The organism is Nocardiopsis dassonvillei (assembly GCF_964273065.1).
Taxonomy (GTDB): Bacteria; Actinomycetota; Actinomycetes; order Streptosporangiales; family Streptosporangiaceae; genus Nocardiopsis; species Nocardiopsis dassonvillei_B.
The window spans coordinates 2,538,598-2,554,173 of the sequence record NZ_OZ186815.1; the positions used below are offsets into that span (position 1 = coordinate 2,538,598).

General features: G+C 72.3%; 13 protein-coding genes and 2 tRNA genes. 3 read left to right on the forward strand and 12 right to left on the reverse strand.

The window, feature by feature from the left end; all coding sequences use genetic code 11:
* Positions 1-72 precede the first annotated feature (72 nt).
* From ACSUPR_RS11205 to ACSUPR_RS11225, 5 genes are all read right to left on the reverse strand, one after another.
* Positions 73-148, reverse strand: a tRNA-Glu gene (locus ACSUPR_RS11205).
* A 51-nt stretch (positions 149-199) separates the two neighbouring features.
* Positions 200-271: transfer RNA gene (locus ACSUPR_RS11210), tRNA-Gln, on the reverse strand.
* Between the two features lie 174 nt (positions 272-445).
* Positions 446-1,843 (reverse strand): glutamate--tRNA ligase, encoded by a 1,398-nt coding sequence (gene gltX / locus ACSUPR_RS11215; protein ID WP_436891970.1) that lies wholly within the window; start codon positions 1,841-1,843, stop codon positions 446-448.
* A 194-nt stretch (positions 1,844-2,037) separates the two neighbouring features.
* Positions 2,038-3,018, reverse strand: coding sequence for a GDSL-type esterase/lipase family protein (locus tag ACSUPR_RS11220; protein WP_436891080.1), 981 nt, complete (start codon positions 3,016-3,018; stop codon positions 2,038-2,040).
* A 91-nt stretch (positions 3,019-3,109) separates the two neighbouring features.
* Positions 3,110-3,910: a fumarylacetoacetate hydrolase family protein gene (locus tag ACSUPR_RS11225; RefSeq protein ID WP_436891082.1), complete on the reverse strand. Its 801-nt coding sequence runs from the start codon at positions 3,908-3,910 to the stop codon at positions 3,110-3,112.
* A gap of 260 nt (positions 3,911-4,170) precedes the next feature.
* Between ACSUPR_RS11225 and ACSUPR_RS11230 the strand changes: the two genes are divergently transcribed.
* The 3 genes from ACSUPR_RS11230 to ACSUPR_RS11240 all read left to right on the forward strand — a co-directional run bounded on the left by ACSUPR_RS11230 (position 4,171) and on the right by ACSUPR_RS11240 (position 7,223).
* Positions 4,171-4,938: a DUF3152 domain-containing protein gene (locus ACSUPR_RS11230; protein WP_436891972.1), complete on the forward strand. Its 768-nt coding sequence runs from the start codon at positions 4,171-4,173 to the stop codon at positions 4,936-4,938.
* A 65-nt stretch (positions 4,939-5,003) separates the two neighbouring features.
* A complete protein-coding gene (locus ACSUPR_RS11235; protein ID WP_436891083.1) occupies positions 5,004-5,435 on the forward strand; it encodes a Rieske (2Fe-2S) protein in 432 nt (143 codons plus the stop codon).
* A gap of 72 nt (positions 5,436-5,507) precedes the next feature.
* Positions 5,508-7,223, forward strand: a complete 1,716-nt coding sequence (locus tag ACSUPR_RS11240; RefSeq protein ID WP_436891084.1) for a hypothetical protein — start codon at positions 5,508-5,510, stop codon at positions 7,221-7,223.
* A 55-nt stretch (positions 7,224-7,278) separates the two neighbouring features.
* Here the strand turns inward: ACSUPR_RS11240 and ACSUPR_RS11245 are convergent, their stop codons facing one another.
* The 7 genes from ACSUPR_RS11245 to ACSUPR_RS11275 form a co-directional block, all read right to left on the reverse strand.
* On the reverse strand, positions 7,279-8,676 hold the full coding sequence (locus ACSUPR_RS11245; protein ID WP_436891085.1) for an ABC transporter substrate-binding protein: 1,398 nt from the start codon (positions 8,674-8,676) through the stop codon (positions 7,279-7,281).
* A gap of 70 nt (positions 8,677-8,746) precedes the next feature.
* The gene (locus ACSUPR_RS11250; RefSeq protein ID WP_436891086.1) at positions 8,747-9,649 is read right to left on the reverse strand and encodes a carbohydrate ABC transporter permease; all 903 of its coding nucleotides are present in this window, start codon (positions 9,647-9,649) and stop codon (positions 8,747-8,749) included.
* A complete protein-coding gene (locus ACSUPR_RS11255; protein ID WP_436891087.1) occupies positions 9,646-10,614 on the reverse strand; it encodes a carbohydrate ABC transporter permease in 969 nt (322 codons plus the stop codon). Before ACSUPR_RS11255 ends, ACSUPR_RS11250 begins: the two co-directional genes overlap by 4 nt.
* 296 nt (positions 10,615-10,910) lie before the next feature.
* Positions 10,911-12,527 (reverse strand): citramalate synthase, encoded by a 1,617-nt coding sequence (gene cimA, locus ACSUPR_RS11260; RefSeq protein ID WP_436891089.1) that lies wholly within the window; start codon positions 12,525-12,527, stop codon positions 10,911-10,913.
* A 296-nt stretch (positions 12,528-12,823) separates the two neighbouring features.
* On the reverse strand, positions 12,824-13,948 hold the full coding sequence (locus ACSUPR_RS11265; protein ID WP_436891090.1) for a branched-chain amino acid aminotransferase: 1,125 nt from the start codon (positions 13,946-13,948) through the stop codon (positions 12,824-12,826).
* Between the two features lie 217 nt (positions 13,949-14,165).
* Positions 14,166-15,227 (reverse strand): 3-isopropylmalate dehydrogenase, encoded by a 1,062-nt coding sequence (locus ACSUPR_RS11270; protein ID WP_436891091.1) that lies wholly within the window; start codon positions 15,225-15,227, stop codon positions 14,166-14,168.
* 122 nt (positions 15,228-15,349) lie between these two features.
* Positions 15,350-15,508: a hypothetical protein gene (locus ACSUPR_RS11275; RefSeq protein ID WP_436891093.1), complete on the reverse strand. Its 159-nt coding sequence runs from the start codon at positions 15,506-15,508 to the stop codon at positions 15,350-15,352.
* Between the last annotated feature and the right edge of the window lie 68 nt (positions 15,509-15,576).

Consider the following 15,576-nt stretch of genomic DNA (forward strand, 5'->3'; position numbering starts at 1 on the left):
CCGGTCGAACCGGACACCGGTGACGCGCACCGGCCAGAAAGAAACCCCCCACGGTGTGGGAGGCGCTCCCTGTGGTACCCCCGAGCGGATTCGAACCGCCGTTACCGCCTTGAGAGGGCGGCGTCCTAGGCCACTAGACGACGGGGGCGCGTGCCGGGTCCCTCCGGACCCGATAGCCCGCGCTCTCACGCGGACCGCGCTGGGGTACCAGGACTCGAACCTAGACTAACTGAACCAGAATCAGTCGTGCTGCCGATTACACCATACCCCAGTGCTCTGGGAGGACCGGTCCGCTTCCCGCTTCCCTGTCCCCCTCGGCGACGTGGATAACTCTAGCGGAGTTTGAGAGTGCTCGCGAACCGAATACGGGGTGGGGGGTCCGTGACCCCGACCACCCCGTTCCGAACCCCCTGCGATCAGGGGTTCCACGCTCTCCCCGGAACGCTCAGGCCTGGTCCGCCGGCCCCTGGGCGCGCAGCTTCTCCAGGGCCGCGCCCACCCGTGCCAGAACGCGCTCGCGGCCCAGCAGCTCCAGCGACTCGAACAGCGGCAGGCCGACCGTGCGGCCGGTGACCGCGACGCGCACCGGCGCCTGGGCCTTGCCGAGCTTGAGGCCCAGGCCCGCGCCGGCCTCCTCGGTGGCGGTCTTGAGCGACTCGGCGTCCCACGCCAGGGCCGGGTCGGCGAAGCGCTCCAGGGCGGCGGCGAGCATCTCCTCGCCCACCCCGGGCTTCATGGCCTTGGCCCAGCTCTTCTCGTCCTCCACCGGCGTGCGCAGGAACAGGAAGTCGACGTTGGGGACGATCTCCGACAGCACCGCCACCCGGCTCTGGGCCAGCGGCGCGACCGCCCGGAACACCTCCGGGTCGTAGTCGGCGGCGTCCCAGGGGGTGTCCTCCCCGGTGGTCCAGGGGGCGCAGCGCTCGATGAACTCGTCCGGGTCCAGCGAGCGGATGTACTCGCCGTTGAAGGCGCGCAGCTTCTTCTCGTCGAAGAACGCGCTGGAGCTGTTGACGTCCTCGATGCGGAACAGCGGCACCATCTCCGGCCACGGCATGATCTCGCGGTCGTCGCCCGGCGCCCAGCCCAGCAGCATCAGGTAGTTGACCATGGCCTCGGCCAGGTAGCCCTCCTCCTGGTAGGACTCCAGGGCGACCTTGTCACGGCGTTTGGACAGCTTCTTGCGCTGCTCGTTGACGATGACCGGCAGGTGCGCCCACACCGGGGGTGTGCGGCCCAGCGCCTCCCACAGCAACTGCTGCTTGGGGGTGTTGGACAGGTGCTCCTCGCCGCGGACCACCTGGGTGATGCCCATCTCGACGTCGTCGACCACGTTGGCCAGCACGAACAGCGGGGAGCCGTCGGCACGGGCGATCACGAAGTCCTCGATGGCCGAGTGGGCGAACTCCACCCGGCCGCGGATCCTGTCGTCGACGACGGTGGGACCGCCGTCGGGCACGCGGAAGCGCAGCGCGCGGCCGGGCCCGGCCTCCAGGCCGCGGTCGCGGCAGAACCCGTCGTAGCCCAGGTTGGGGTTGTCGCGGCGGGCCTCCAGCTGCTCGCGGGTGCAGTCGCAGTAGTAGGCGCGGCCGTTCTTGTACAGCTCCTGCGCGGTCTCGCGGTGCTTGTCGACGTAGGCGGACTGGAAGTAGGGCCCCTCGAAGTGGGGGTCATCCTCCCCGATGCCGAGCCAGGCCAGGGCGCGGACGATGCCCTCGGTCCACTCCGGGCGGTTGCGCGCGGCGTCGGTGTCCTCGATGCGCAGCACCATGCGCCCCTCGGGCTGCTGCTGTGCCAGAGCCCAGTTGAAGAGCGCGGAGCGGGCGCCGCCGACGTGGAACATGCCCGTGGGGGAAGGGGCGAAGCGGGTACGAATCGAAGTCTCGGTCACGCCTTCCAGGGTATTGCCGAACCGGACGCCCGGGCCCCCTCCGCCCCGCCGGGGAGTGCCCGGCGGGGTTCCGGGGACGGGTACGGCCCGCCTCTCCGGGGGCGGCGCGGGACGGGCGCGAGGGGCGCAGGGCCGGAGGGGCGGCCTCAGGAGGGCTCGGGCAGAGGACGGGGGTAGGGCCGGCCCACCCCGTAGGCCTCGGCGAGGGCGTCGGCGAACGCGGCCGCGATCTTGATCTCACCGCGGGCGTTGGGGTGGGTGCCGTCGTAGGTGTCGGCCCGCACGTCCCATTTCTCGCGCTCGGCGATGTCGACGCTGATCACCGGGGACCGCTCGGTGGACAGCTCCCCCGCCAGGTTCCGCACGAGGACGTTGTAGGAGTACAGGCGCAGCGCGAACCCGGGGTCGCTGTCCGCGTAGGCGATGGGCGGAGCCTCGGCCAGGACGATCTTCACGTCGGGGTTGCCCTCGCGGGCGCCCTCGACGTACCGGCGCAGCCGGTCCTCCATCTCCTGCATTTCGACCGGCCACAGCAGGTCGTTGACACCGATGAGGGTGCACAGCACGTCCGGCTCGTAGCTGCCGACCTCCTCCCCGATGCTGGCGGAGGCGTCGCGCAGGGTGCGTCCCCACACGGCGTTGTGGTCCTGGTCGAAGTCGGGGTCGCGGTACTCGCCGGCGCCGCCGTCGGCGCTCGGCAGGCCGTGCTCCGCGAGCCCGGCCAGGGCCTCGGCCTCCTCGGGCGTCATCTCGGCGAACGCCCGCTCCTGGGCCGCGGACTCCTCCGCGGAGGGCGGTTCCCCGTCGGTGGGCACCGGGATGATCATGTCGGCGGTGGCCGGGTCGGTGTAGGGGCCGACGAATTCCAGCCCCTCCACCGCGGGCTCCAGGTGGTTCCACAGGTGGTAGCGCCACGTCCGGTCGCCGTCGGCTCCCTGGGTCATGGAGTCTCCGGAGAGCATGACGCGCAGTGATCCGCTCACGGGTTCCTCGGCCTCCGCTCGGGGGTCGGTTCCACGGTCGTCGGTGCGTGTCACCCACAGATAGCCGCCGCCGGCGACCAGGGCCAGCGCCAGGAGGCCGGCCAGGACCAGGGTGCCGGTGCGGCGGAACGCGGGGACGGCCACTTCGTTGCCCTTCCGTTGAGTCGTCGGACTGCGCGGGGGACCGCCGCCCGGGAGCGGTGCGGCCCGGCCGTCGGGCGGCCGGGCCGGACGCTCAGTCCCGGGCCACGACCCGGTTGCTGATCGTGCCCAGTCCCTCCACCGTCACCGAGACCTCCTGGCCGACCCGCACCGGGCCGACACCGGCGGGTGTGCCGGTGAGCAGGACGTCGCCGGGGAGCAGCGTCATGAAAGAGGTGACATAGGAGATCATGCCCGGGATGTCGTGGATGAACTGTGACGTTCGCCCGCTCTGCCGGACCTCACCGTCCACGGTGGTGGTGACCTCCAGGTCCTGCGCCTCCTCGATGCCCAGCCCGGTGGTGATCCACGGGCCGATCGGGCAGAAGGAGTCGAACCCCTTGGCGCGGGTCCACTGCCCGTCCTTCTGCTGGAGGTCGCGGGCGGTGACGTCGTTGGCGACGGTGTATCCGAAGATGACGTCGGCGGCCCGCTCCCGGGGCACCTCGCGGCAGGGCCGGGAGATGACGATCGCCATCTCGCCCTCGTAGTCCACCCGCTCGGAGACCGCCGGGTGGAAGATCGGGTCCCGGGGCCCGGCGACGGAGGTGGAGGGCTTGAGGAAGACCACCGGCTCCTCCGTGCCCTCACCCGTGATGTCCTTCATCTCCGCCACGTGGTCGGCGTAGTTCTTGCCGATGCAGACCACCTTGGTGGGCAGGACCGGCGACAGCAGGCGGACGTCGGCGAGCTTCGCCCGCTCGCCGGTCAACCGGATGTCCCCGAGCAGGGGGTGCCCGTTGAGCCTGGCGACGTACTCGCCGCCGCCGTCGGAATCGGTCTCGACCAGGCCGAATCCGACCTCGTCACCGGCCGCGAACCGTGCGATGCGCACCTGTTGTCCTCCCAGATCGACACCTTTGCGCTTGAAGGTTATCCGCGTCCGCCCCCGGCGGAGCGACGGCGGTGCCGCACCTTCGCCCCGGCCCTCGGAAGGGTCGCGGTCGTGGCATGCTGGATCCGTCATCCGTTACTGAGAGGTGCCCCGTGCCCACGTCCGCTCCGTCCCCGGGAGGCCGTCGCCGCCGGCCCCGCCGGCACCCGGCGGGACTCGCCCTCGGCCTGTGCCTGGTCTCGGGCGCTTCCGCCGTGCTGATGGTCAGTGTGCCGCCCCCGATGGAGGACGCCGGCACCCCCGCGGGAACCTCCCGTCCGGTCGGCGACGGGGTGGCCGACGGCCGGGAGGCCCCGCCGATGGCCAGCGCCAGCGGACAGAGCGAGGACCCGCCCGCCGCGCCTTCCCCCTCCTCCGCTTCCGAGGAGGAGAAGGAGGACGAGCCGGTGCTGCTCCGCTCGGTCGTGGAGGAGGTCGACAGCGCCGACGGCGACTTCTCCGTGATGGAGGGCGAGGGCGACGTCATGGGCGAGGGCCCGGTGACGACGTTCGCGGTGGAGGTCGAGAAGGGCCTGCCCGGCGAGGCCGAGGACTTCGTCGCGGCCGTCGAGCTGATCCTGGGCGACCCGCGCAGCTGGGGCGACGACGGGGAGCGGTCCATGCAGCGCGTGGACGGCGACGACGCCGACGTCCGGGTCCTGCTGGCCGCCCCCGACACGGTGGACCGCATGTGCGCGCCGCTGCGCACCAACGGCTACGTCTCCTGCGCCAACGGCAACCGGGCCATCATCAACCAGAACCGCTGGGTGGCCGGGGTCCCGCACTTCGAGGGCGACCTGGAGACCTACCGCGTCTACCTGATCAACCACGAGGTGGGCCACACCCTGGGCCACGGCCACGTCTCCTGCCCGGGGCCGGGCGAGGTCGCCCCGGTGATGCAGCAGCAGACCCTGGACCTGCAGGGGTGCGAGCCCAACGGCTGGGTGCACCCGGACAACGACCCGCCCGAGGGCGGGGAGGACGACTGACCACGCCCCGGGAGAGAGGCCGCACCGTGTGCGAGCGCCGTGACCCCCTGAACGTTCCTTCCCCGATGAGCCGGCGGGCGGCGCTGGGCGCGGCCGCCGCCGCGGCCGCGGTCGCCGGGGCCGCCGCCTGCTCGGGCCCCCCGGAGACGGGGGGCGCCCCGCCGTCCCCGTCCCCGTCCCCGGGGACCGACCCGGCGCCCTCGCCCGAGGAGTCCGTGGCCACCGTCGACGAGGTGCCGGTCGGCGGAGGCGTCGTCCTGGCCGGGGTCGCCGTGGTCGTCACCCAGCCGGAGGCCGGGGAGTTCCGGGCGTTCTCCACCGCCTGCACCCACGAGGGCTGTCCGGTGGACGAGGTGGCCGGCGGGGAGATCGTGTGCCCGTGCCACGGCAGCCGGTTCTCCATCGCCGACGGCTCCCCGACGGAGGGTCCGGCCACAGACCCGCTGGAGGAGTACACGGTCACCGTCACCGGGGAGGGCGGTCTGGTGGTGGGCTGACGGCGGGAGAACCGCTCCGGCCCCGGAGGGATCGGACCCCCCGTCCGACCGGATCATCGAGAAAGGCCGACGATGGCCCCCTCCACGGCACGCGCCTGGGCCCAGGACCAGGCGGAGGAGTACGGCCTCCCCCCGGAGGCGACCGCGCTCCTGGAAGGCCTCCACACCCCGGCACTGCCCGCGGCCGCTGCGGCCTTCGAGCGCGAACTGGCCGCCCTGCCCGACAGGCCCCGCCCGACCTGGGGGACCGCGGGCCGCCGCCCGGCGACCGGCCTGGACCTCCTGCTGGAGGGGTGGGACGAGGACACCCTGCGCCGGGTCCTGGTGTGGTCCCGGGCGACGATGCCCCCGGACGCGCGGATCGCCGGTGTCCCCGCGCTCCGGCCCCACGCGCTCTGCTCCCGACACTGGGCGGTGCAGGACCACTTCGCCCGGTCGTCCCTCGGCTGGGACGACGCGACCCTGCCCGCGCTGGTCCGCACCCTGACGCTGGGCTGGAGCCCGCCGGACCTGCCGGTGGGCGCCTGCGTACGCGCCTCCCCCGCCCTCCCGGCCGCCTCCGTTCGGGCCGTGCGCGACGCGGCGGCCCACCTGGAGGCCCGGCTGCGGTCGACGCCCGGTGACGACCGGGAGCGGGAGCGGGCGCACCACCGGCTGCTGGAGGTCCTCGCCGCGCTGGGCGAGCCGCCCGCCTCCCTGGAGGTGCTCTGCTACCGGGACGACCGCTTCTTCGACCGGCTCCGCGCGGAACGCCCGGACCTGATCGCCGACCCGGGGCTGACCGGACTGGCGGTCCACTGCCTCCAGCCCTTCCACGGGCACGCCTGGGAGGCGGGCCTGCCGCTACGGCTCGGCGCCTTCGCGGACCTCGACGGGACCCTGCGGGGTTTCCTGGAGACGGCCTTGGACCTGCCGGAGGTCCCGGTGCCGAGACCGCGGTTCACCGACGGGGAGCGGGTGCGGTACCTGCACGCGGGACACGTCTCCCCCCGTGCCGCGGAGCACCTGGGGCCGCACGCCCGACACCTGGTGGAGGGGGTCGCCCTGGTGCTGCCGCACCTGTCCCACCGCCCCGGATGGGCGGTGGACCTGCCGTACCGGCTGGCCCTGCGGCTGGGGTGCGGCCGCGTCCCCCGCGATCCCCGCACCGCCCGCGGCCTCGTCTCGGTGATCGAGCGGCTGGGCGGGGAGGAGGCGCTGGCGTCGCTGGCCGACCTGCACGCGGAGTTCCGGGACCGGGTCTCGGTGAAGCACACCGCGGCCTCGCTGGCCCGCGTGGCCCGGCGGCTGGGGCTGGGCCCGGAGGAGACGGCCGAGCGCACCGTGCCCCGCCACGGCCTGGGCCCCGACGGCACCCGCACCGAACAGGTGGGCGACCACGTCGTGACGCTGGCCGCGACGGCGGGCGGCGCCACCCTGCGGTACGTCGGCCCCGACGGGAAGGCGGTCCCCCGGGCGCCCGGGGGACCGGCCGGGGGCCGCCCCGAGGCGCTCAGGGACGTCAAGGACCGTGCGGCGCGCCTCCGGGCGACCCTCAGGGCCGAACGGGAGCGCCTCGACGCGCTCGGGGAGCACGCCCCCGGGCTCGGCGTCTGGGTCGCCCGCTACCTGGAGCACCCGGTCACCGGCGCGGTCGCCAGGGGCCTAGGCTGGGCGGTGCACCCCGGTGGCCCCGCCGGGACCCCCGAGCGCGACGGGGCCCACTGGCTGCTGCGGTCCGGGGACGGCACGGTGCTCCTGCACACCGCGGAGGCCGCGCCCGGGACCCGGGTGAGGCGCGCGCCCTGAACACGGCCGCGGGCCGGGGGGACGCTCCCCCGGCCCGCGGGACCCGCTCCGCGGGTCACTCCTCCACGGAGGCGTTGTACTCCTCGATGGGGGTGGTCAGCCTGTCGGCGGCCTCGGCCATGGCCTCCTCGGCCGGGGTGTCACTGGTCAGGGCGGTCTCCCAGCCCTCCTCGGCGGCGGCGCGCGCCTCCGCCATGACGCCCATCATGCAGCCGGCGGTGTTCTCGTTGATCTCGGAGTCGGCGAGCTGGGCCGCCGCCACGGAGAACTGCGGGAACTCCTCGGCGCGCTCCCGCGCCTCCGGGCCGTCGTAGCCCTCGGTGTTGACGGACAGGTAGCCGGTCCCGGCGTGCCACTTCGACTGGGACTCGGGGGTCAGCAGGAACTGCACGAACTCCCAGGAGGCGCGGACCTCCTGTTCGCTGTGCCCCTCGCCGTTGATCCACAGGGAGGCGCCGCCGATGATCGAGCCGCCCGGGTCGCCCGCCTCGACCAGCGGGAAGTACCCGGCGCCCACCTCGAAGTCGGACTGCTCGATGAAGCCGCCCAGGGAACCGGTGGACTCCAGGGTCATCGCGACCCGGCCCGAGTTGAACGCGGCCTGGGCCTCGTCGGTGTTGCGGCCGATCTGCAGGGCGAGCTCGTCGTCGATCATGCCCTGCCACCACTCGACCAGCTCGACGACCTTGGGGTCGTCGAAGAGCACCTCGGCGGCCCGGCCGCTGCGGCCGTTGGAGTTGTCGCAGTAGGGGACCCCGGCGCGGGCCATGAACTGCTCGACGAACCAGCCGTAGACGGCGGCCCCGAAGCCGTACTGCACGACGGTTCCGTCGTCGTCGCGGACGGTCAGCTCCTCGGCCGCCTCGCGGATCTCCGCGAGGTCGGTGGGCGGGGAGTCGGGGTCCAGGCCCGCCTCCTCGAAGGCGTCCCGGTTGATGTACATCAGCGGGGTGGAGTTGTTGAACGGGAAGGACCGCAGTTCGCCGTCCACCGTGAAGTAGTTGAGCAGCGCGTCCTCGATCGGCTCGGTGTCGTAGCCGTCGGCGTCGACGAAGGACTGCGCGGGCACGGTCTGCCCGGAGTCGATCATGAACTGGGTGCCCAGGTCGAAGATCATGATCAGTTCGGCGGTCTCGCCCTGCTGGATGGCCGCGCGGTGGTTGGCCAGGGCGGTGTCGTAGTCGCCCTGGAAGGCGCCGGTGACCTCGATGCGGCCCTCGTTCCGGGAGTTGAACTCCTCGATGAGCCCGTCGAGCACCTGTCCGTTGGTGGCGTCCATGCTGTGCCAGAACTCCACCTGGACCGCCTCGTCCAGGCCCTCCAGGACGTCCGCGCCCGGTGCGGTGAGGGTGCTTTCGCCACCGCCGCCGCCGGAGCAGCCGCTCAGGACCAGGCCCAGGCCGGTGATCAGGGCGGCGGCGCGGACCGCGTGCCGCCGGGGGGAGATTCTCATGCTTCGTCGCTTCCTCTGGTCGTTAGGGGATCCGCACCCGGGGTCCGGGGGGCGGTCGATCGGAGTCCGGCTACTTGACCGCGCCCGCAGTGAGCCCGCGGACGATGAAGCGCTGTCCGAAGATCACGAGGGCGAGGGTGGGCAGGACGGAGAGGGCGGCGCCGGCCAGGAGGAGGCCGGGGTTGGACGCCTCGCCGGTCTTGAGGCTGTTGAGACCGATCTGGAGGGTCTGCATCTCGGTGCTGCGGGTGATGATCAGCGGCCAGAAGTACATGTTCCAGCTGGTGATGAACACGTAGACGCCCACCGCGGTGAGGGCGGGGCGGCTGAGCGGGACCAGGACCGTCCACAGGAACCGCAGGTGCCCCATGCCGTCCATGCGGGCCGCGTCGTACAGCTCCCGGGGGAACTGCCGGAAGCTCTGGCGCAGCAGGAACGTGCCGAAGGCGTAGGCGAGGAAGGGCATGACCAGCCCCGCGAAGGTGTCGGTGAGCCCCCACGAGGCGATGGTCAGGTAGTTGGGGATGAAGGTGGCCTCGCCCGGGACCATGAGGGTCGCCAGGAACAGGGCGAAGACCACGGCCGAGCCGCGGAAGCGCAGGAACACGAAGGCGTAGGCGGCCAGGGCGGAGGTGACCAGCTGGGAGACCGTGATGATCCCCGCCGCGAGGAGCGAGTTCCCGTACATGCGCACCAGCGGCACCGCGTTCAGCGCGGCCGTGATGTTGTCCGTGTGCAGTCCGGTGGGGAACAGCTGCGCCGGGAAGGTCGACAGCTCCCTGGGGTCCATGAGGGCTCCGGCGAACACGTAGTACACCGGGAACAGGGTCGGGACCAGGAACAGGAGCAGCAGCAGGTAGAGCACCGCGCGGCCGAGCAGGGACCCCGGGCCGTGTCCGCGCCGGCGCCGGGCCGCCGCGGGGGCCGGGGCGGGGCCGCCTCGGTCGGGGATGGTGAGGGGTGCCGCGGTCATGCGTAGTGCACCTTCCGCTCGATGACGCCGAACTGGACCGCGGTGCACACCAGGACCACGAGCAGCAGGACGAGCGCCTGGGCGCTGGCCCGGCCGAAGTCGCTGGTGCTGTAGGCGAAGGCGTACTCGAAGATCGAGTAGACCAGGGTGGTCGTGGAGCCGCTGGGCCCGCCCCGGGTGAGGATGTGGATCTGCCCGAAGCCCTGGAGGGCGTTGATCGTGGAGATCACGACGAGGAAGAACAGCTGCGGGCCGAGCATGGGGACGGTGACGTCGCGGGCCAGGCGCACGCCGGTGGCCCCGTCGATGCGGGCGGCCTCGTTGACCTCCTTGGGGATGGCGCCGATCCCGGCGGCCAGGACGAGCACCCCGTAGCCGAGGTTCATCCAGACCGTGGTGATGCACACCGACCACAGGGCCATCTCCTGGGAGGTCAGCCAGGGGACCTGGGAGAGCCCGGCGCGGTACAGGATGCCGTTGAGGACGCTGTTGCCCGAGCTGTAGAACACCACGAAGATCACCGAGGCGCTGGCCACGGAGAACGCGAAGGGCAGTGCGAAGGCACCGCGCAGGAGGCGCTGTCCGCGGATGACGCCCTCCAGGAGGAGGACGACGGCGAGCGCGCCGAGCACCCCCGGCACGACGGTGCCGACCGTGAAGAGCAGTGTGGTGAGCAGGATCCGGCCGAACTCGGGCGAGGCCATCTCGGCGAAGTGGCTGAGCCCGACGAACCGGTCGGGGCGGCCGATGATGTCGTTGCCGTGCATCGACAGGTACACGGTGCGGCCGAGGGGATAGGCGAGGAAGAGCGCGAACACCACGATCGAGGGCGCCAGGAACGCCCAGGCCAGCCCGGTCTCCCGGCTCCGGCGGGTGCGCCGGGCCGGTGGGGACTCGGGGGGTGCGGCGGCCGGGGTGGTGGTCGCGCCCCTTCCCCCGCCGGTGAGGGTGGTTGGTGAGGACACGCCCCGCAGTCTTGTCCGGGCTGATGACCGCGGTCCGCCCGGAGGGAGAACGGTGTGCCAACGGGGGGACGCCGGGCGGTTATGTCCGACATCGATCATCACCCGTAACCTGCGGGTTCACCGGAAGTTCGCGATGTCCGGTGACGCAGGCCACAGTGGTCATGGATCCCGGGCCGGACCGCTCCCGCCGACGGGCGGGGTCCCGCCGGACCGGTGCGCCGGGCCCCTCGCCCGGTTCGGCCCGGGCGGGGGTCCCGTCCGGTCACGCGGCCGCGTGACCGGAGACGGTCCGGCCGTCACACGCCCCGGTCGCGCGGGTAGCCCTGCCGGAGCAGGCCGTAGTCGAAGGCCTGCTCCAGCGCGACCCAGGAGGCGTCCACGACGTTGGGGCCCACCCCGACCGTCGTCCACTCCCCCGCCCCGTCGCTGAAGGTGACGAGCGTCCGGGTGATGGCGTTGGTGCCGGAGCTGCCCTCCAGGATCCGGACCTTGTAGTCCACCAGCTCCAGTCCGGCCAGCGCCGTGTAGACGCCCTCCATGGAGGAGCGCAGCGCCCGGTCCAGCGCGTTGACCGGGCCGTTGCCCTCCGCGGTGGCGATGACGCGCTCGCCCTTGACCCGCAGTTTGACCGTGGCCTCGGTCAGGCTCTCGTACTCGCCGAACAGCGGTGCCCCGTCCCGGGGGCGGCGTTCGGTGATGACCCGCCACGACTCCGTCTCGAAGTAGCGGACCGGCTCGCCCATCTCCTCGCGCATCAGCAGCTCCAGGGAGGCGTCGGCCGCCTCGAAGCTGTACCCCGAGAGCTCCAGGCTCTTGACCCGCTCCACGACGCGGCCCGACAGGGCCCGGTCGCCGGCCAGGTCCAGGCCGAGCTCCTCGGCCTTGAGCTCGATGGACGCCCGCCCGGCCATGTCGGAGACGAGCATGCGCATGGTGTTGCCGACCAGTGCCGGGTCGGTGTGCTGGTACAGGTCGGGGTCGACCTTGATGGCCGAGGCGTGCAGCCCCGCCTTGTGCGCGAACGCCGAGACGCCCACGTAGGGGCGGTGCGTGTCCGGGGTGAGGTTGACGATCTCGGCGATGGCGTGCGACACCCGGGTCATCTCCTCCAGGCACCCCGGGGGCAGCACGTCCATGCCGCGCTTGAGGGTGAGCGCCCCCGTCACGGCGAACAGGTCGGCGTTGCCCACCCGCTCCCCGTAGCCGTTGGCGGTGCACTGCACGTGGGTGGCGCCGGCCTCCACGGCGGCCAGGGTGTTGGCCACGGCGCAGCCGGTGTCGTCCTGGGCGTGCATGCCCAGGCGTGCGCCGGTGGCCTCGCGCACCTCGGTGACGGTGCGGAAGACGTCGTCGGGGAGCATGCCGCCGTTGGTGTCGCACAGGACCACGACGTCGGCCCCGGCCGCGGCGGCGGTCCGCACGACGTCGAGTGCGTAGGACGGGTCGTGCCGGTACCCGTCGAAGAAGTGCTCACAGTCCACGAACACACGTTGGCCGTGTTCGCGCAGGTAGGATACCGTGTCGGCGATCATGGCGAGGTTCTCGTCGAGAGTCGTGCGCAGTGCGCGCTCGACGTGCCGGTCGTCACTCTTGGCGACAAGGGTGACGACCGGCGCGCCGCTGTTGCGCAGCGCGGCCACCATGGGGTCGTCGGCGGCCTTCACACCGGGCCGGCGGGTCGCGCCGAACGCGGTGAGTCGCGCGTGCTTCAGCGTGAGCTCTTGTGAAGCCCGCTGAAAGAACTCGGTGTCCTTGGGGTTCGCCCCCGGCCACCCTCCCTCGATGAACCCCACCCCGAAGTCGTCCAGCAGCTTCGCGATGGCCAGCTTGTCGGAGACCCGGAGATTGATCCCCTCGCGCTGGGCCCCGTCGCGCAGCGTGGTGTCGAAAACGTGGAAACCGTCGTTCCTCATGGGTGGAACTCCCGAAGGTGGATGCTGTGGTGGACCGACCCGGACCCGGCCAACAAAAAAGACCCCCCATGGACATGAGAGGTCTGCGCGCCGGCGAGGTCCGCTGTCAGCCGGCGCGCCTCACGATAATGATCACCTGAGACGGCATGCGGCCAGTGTGCCACAGGACGACGGCCGTGACCCTGCTCCCGGACCGATTGTCCCAGTATGTGGGACAGTGATTTCTCCCACTGGACAAAACGGGCAAGCGAAAGGGCCGCCGGGGAACCCGGCGGCCCCGCCCTCGTTACGGCGGACTACTCCTGGAAGCGGGTCACCCAGCCGTGCTTGTCCGGGCGGTGTCCGGTCTGGAGGCCGACCAGCTCCTCGCGCAGGCGCATGGTGACCGGGCCGGGGGTGCCGTCGCCCACGGTGAACTCCCCGTCGTCGCTCTTGACGAACCCGACCGGTGTGATGACCGCCGCCGTGCCGCAGGCGAACACCTCGGTCAGCTCGCCCGACTCGGCGGCCTCGCGCCACTCCTCGATGGAGATCGGCGCCTCCTCCGCCGGGATGCCCAGGTCGGGGGCCAGGGTCAGCAGCGACTCGCGGGTGATGCCGGGCAGCAGCGTCCCGGTGAGCGGCGGGGTGCGCAGGCGCGCGTTCTCACCCGAGCCGAACACGAACCACAGGTTCATGCCGCCCATCTCCTCCACCCAGCGGTGCTCGCGGGCGTCCAGCCAGACCACCTGGTCGCAGCCCTTCTCCACGGCCTGCGCCTGGGCCAGGAAGCTGGCCGCGTAGTTGCCCGCGAACTTGGCCGCACCGGTGCCGCCGGGGGCGGCCCGCGTGTAGTCCTTGGACAGCCAGACGGTGACCGGCTTGACGCCGCCCGAGAAGTAGGAGCCGACCGGCGAGGCGATGAGCAGGTAGACGTAGCTGCGGGAGGGGTGGTTGACCCCCAGGCCCACGTCGGTGGAGATCATGAACGGCCGCAGGTAGAGGCTGAAGTCGGGCTTGGTGGGGACCCAGTCGCCGTCGTGCTCCAGCAGCAGCTCGATGGACCTGAGGAACAGGTCCTCGGGAAGCGCGGGCATGGCCATGCGGGCGGCGCTCCGGTTGAAGCGGGCCGCGTTGGCCTCGGGCCGGAAGGACGCCAGGGAGCCGTCGGGGTGGCGGTAGGCCTTGAGCCCCTCGAAGATCTCCTGGGCGTAGTGCAGCGCGGAGGTGGCCGGGTCCAGGCTCAGCGGGCCGTAGGGCTCCAGCTTCGCGTCGTGCCACCCCTTGCCCTCGGTGTAGCGGATGCTCACCATGTGGTCGGTGAACACCTGGCCGAACCCCGGACTCTCCAGCAGCGCCTCTCGCTCCTGCGGGGTCTTCCGCCGGTCGGAGAGCTGGATGTCGAACGCCAACCCGCTCGTGGTGGTGTTGTCGTTGGTCATGTCGTCGTCGGTCCTCTCGGGTGCAACAGGTCGGCAGCGCCGCCGACCTGGGATCTAGTCTGTCGGAAGAGCGCACCCTGTGCCAGAGCAGGAGCAATGGGGCCGTAACACGGCGAGGGCGCACCCGGGGGTGTCCGGGCGCGCCCTCACGGGTGTTCGCGGTGGCTGTGCCGGTCGGCCGCGCCCTGGTCCAGCGGGGCAGGGCCGACGCGGGGCGTCAGCCCTGCTCGGCTACTCGCGCGGCGAGGTCGTCGCCGATGCGGGAGGTGGAGCGGGTGTCGCCGGGGGCACGGGTCTTGAGGTCGGCGGCGACGGCGGCCTCGATGCGGCGGGCCGCGTCGGGGACGCCGAGGTGGTCCAGGAGGGTGGCGGCCGACAGCACGGTGGCGGTCGGGTCGGCCTTGCCCTGGCCGGCGATGTCGGGGGCCGATCCGTGGACCGGCTCGAACATGCTCGGGAAGGCGCCGGTCGGGTTGATGTTGCCGCTGGCGGCCAGCCCGATGCCGCCGGTGATGGCCGCACCGATGTCGGTGATGATGTCGCCGAACAGGTTGTCGGTGACCACCACGTCGAACCGGGCCGGCTGGTTGACGAAGAACATCGCCGCGGCGTCGACGTGGCAGTAGTCGACGGAGACCTGCGGGTACTCCGCACCGACCTCGCGGACGACGCGCTGCCACAGCTCGCCCGCGAAGGTCAGGACGTTGTCCTTGTGGACCAGCGTGAGCTTCCTGCGCGGGCGCTCGGCCGCCTTGGCGAAGGCGTAGCGGACGACGCGCTCCACGCCGAAGCGGGTGTTGACGCTGTCCTGCGTGGCGATCTCGTGCGGGGTGCCCTTGCGCAGGACGCCGCCGGCCCCGGCGTAGGGGCCCTCGGTGCCCTCGCGGACGACGAGCATGTCGATGTCCTCGGGGGTCGCACCGGCCAGCGGGCTCTCCACGCCGGGGTACAGGCGCACGGGGCGCAGGTTGACGTAGTGGTCGAAGTCGAAGCGCAGGCGCAGCAGCAGGCCCCGCTCCAGGACACCGCTGGGGACCGTGGGGTCGCCGACCGCGCCCAGGTAGATGGCCTCGTGCCGGGCCAGCTCCGCGGCGACGGAGTCGGGCAGGGTCTCGCCGGTGCGGTGCCAGAGCCGGGCCCCGAGCTCGTACTCGGTGGTCTCCACGGCGAGGTCGTGCCGGGCCGCGGCGGCCTCCAGCACCTTCAGCCCCTCGGCGACGACCTCGGGTCCGATCCCGTCGCCGGGGATGACGGCCAGTTTCACCGTACGCGCTGCCATGCGGCCTGCCTCTGATCCGATCGCGATCCCACCGGCTGTTTCTCACATGGTGAGATCAGAATGAACACTGAATGAGACAACCATACCGGCCCGCGGAACCGGCGGCGCCCCGCGCCCGGTGGTCAGTCGCGGCGGTCCAGGGCTTCCTGGAGCGCACGGGAGATCTCTTCGTCGACGTCGGAGGTGGACGGGTACTCGACCATGTCGTACATCATGTGGGACTCCGATTGCGGTGCGCGACCGATGCCGCGTGCGGCGGACCTGGTGGGTGTGCGCTGCACGGACACGGCGGTCGGCGGTGACCGCGAGAGAGATGAGAAAAGAGAAGGAGCACCTGCCCCGGCGGGGT

Bases quoted from the DNA above. Each gene is read 5' to 3' on its own strand.
- gltX (WP_436891970.1), bottom strand. From the start codon at position 1,843: ATGTTCCACGTCGGCGGCGCCCGCTCCGCGCTCTTCAACTGGGCTCTG.
- ACSUPR_RS11230 (WP_436891972.1), top strand. From the start codon at position 4,171: ATGGTCAGTGTGCCGCCCCCGATGGAGGACGCCGGCACCCCCGCGGGA.
- ACSUPR_RS11235 (WP_436891083.1), top strand. From the start codon at position 5,004: ATGAGCCGGCGGGCGGCGCTGGGCGCGGCCGCCGCCGCGGCCGCGGTC.
- ACSUPR_RS11240 (WP_436891084.1), top strand. From the start codon at position 5,508: ATGGCCCCCTCCACGGCACGCGCCTGGGCCCAGGACCAGGCGGAGGAG.
- ACSUPR_RS11245 (WP_436891085.1), bottom strand. From the start codon at position 8,676: ATGAGAATCTCCCCCCGGCGGCACGCGGTCCGCGCCGCCGCCCTGATC.
- ACSUPR_RS11250 (WP_436891086.1), bottom strand. From the start codon at position 9,649: ATGACCGCGGCACCCCTCACCATCCCCGACCGAGGCGGCCCCGCCCCG.
- cimA (WP_436891089.1), bottom strand. From the start codon at position 12,527: ATGAGGAACGACGGTTTCCACGTTTTCGACACCACGCTGCGCGACGGG.
- ACSUPR_RS11265 (WP_436891090.1), bottom strand. From the start codon at position 13,948: ATGACCAACGACAACACCACCACGAGCGGGTTGGCGTTCGACATCCAG.
- ACSUPR_RS11270 (WP_436891091.1), bottom strand. From the start codon at position 15,227: ATGGCAGCGCGTACGGTGAAACTGGCCGTCATCCCCGGCGACGGGATC.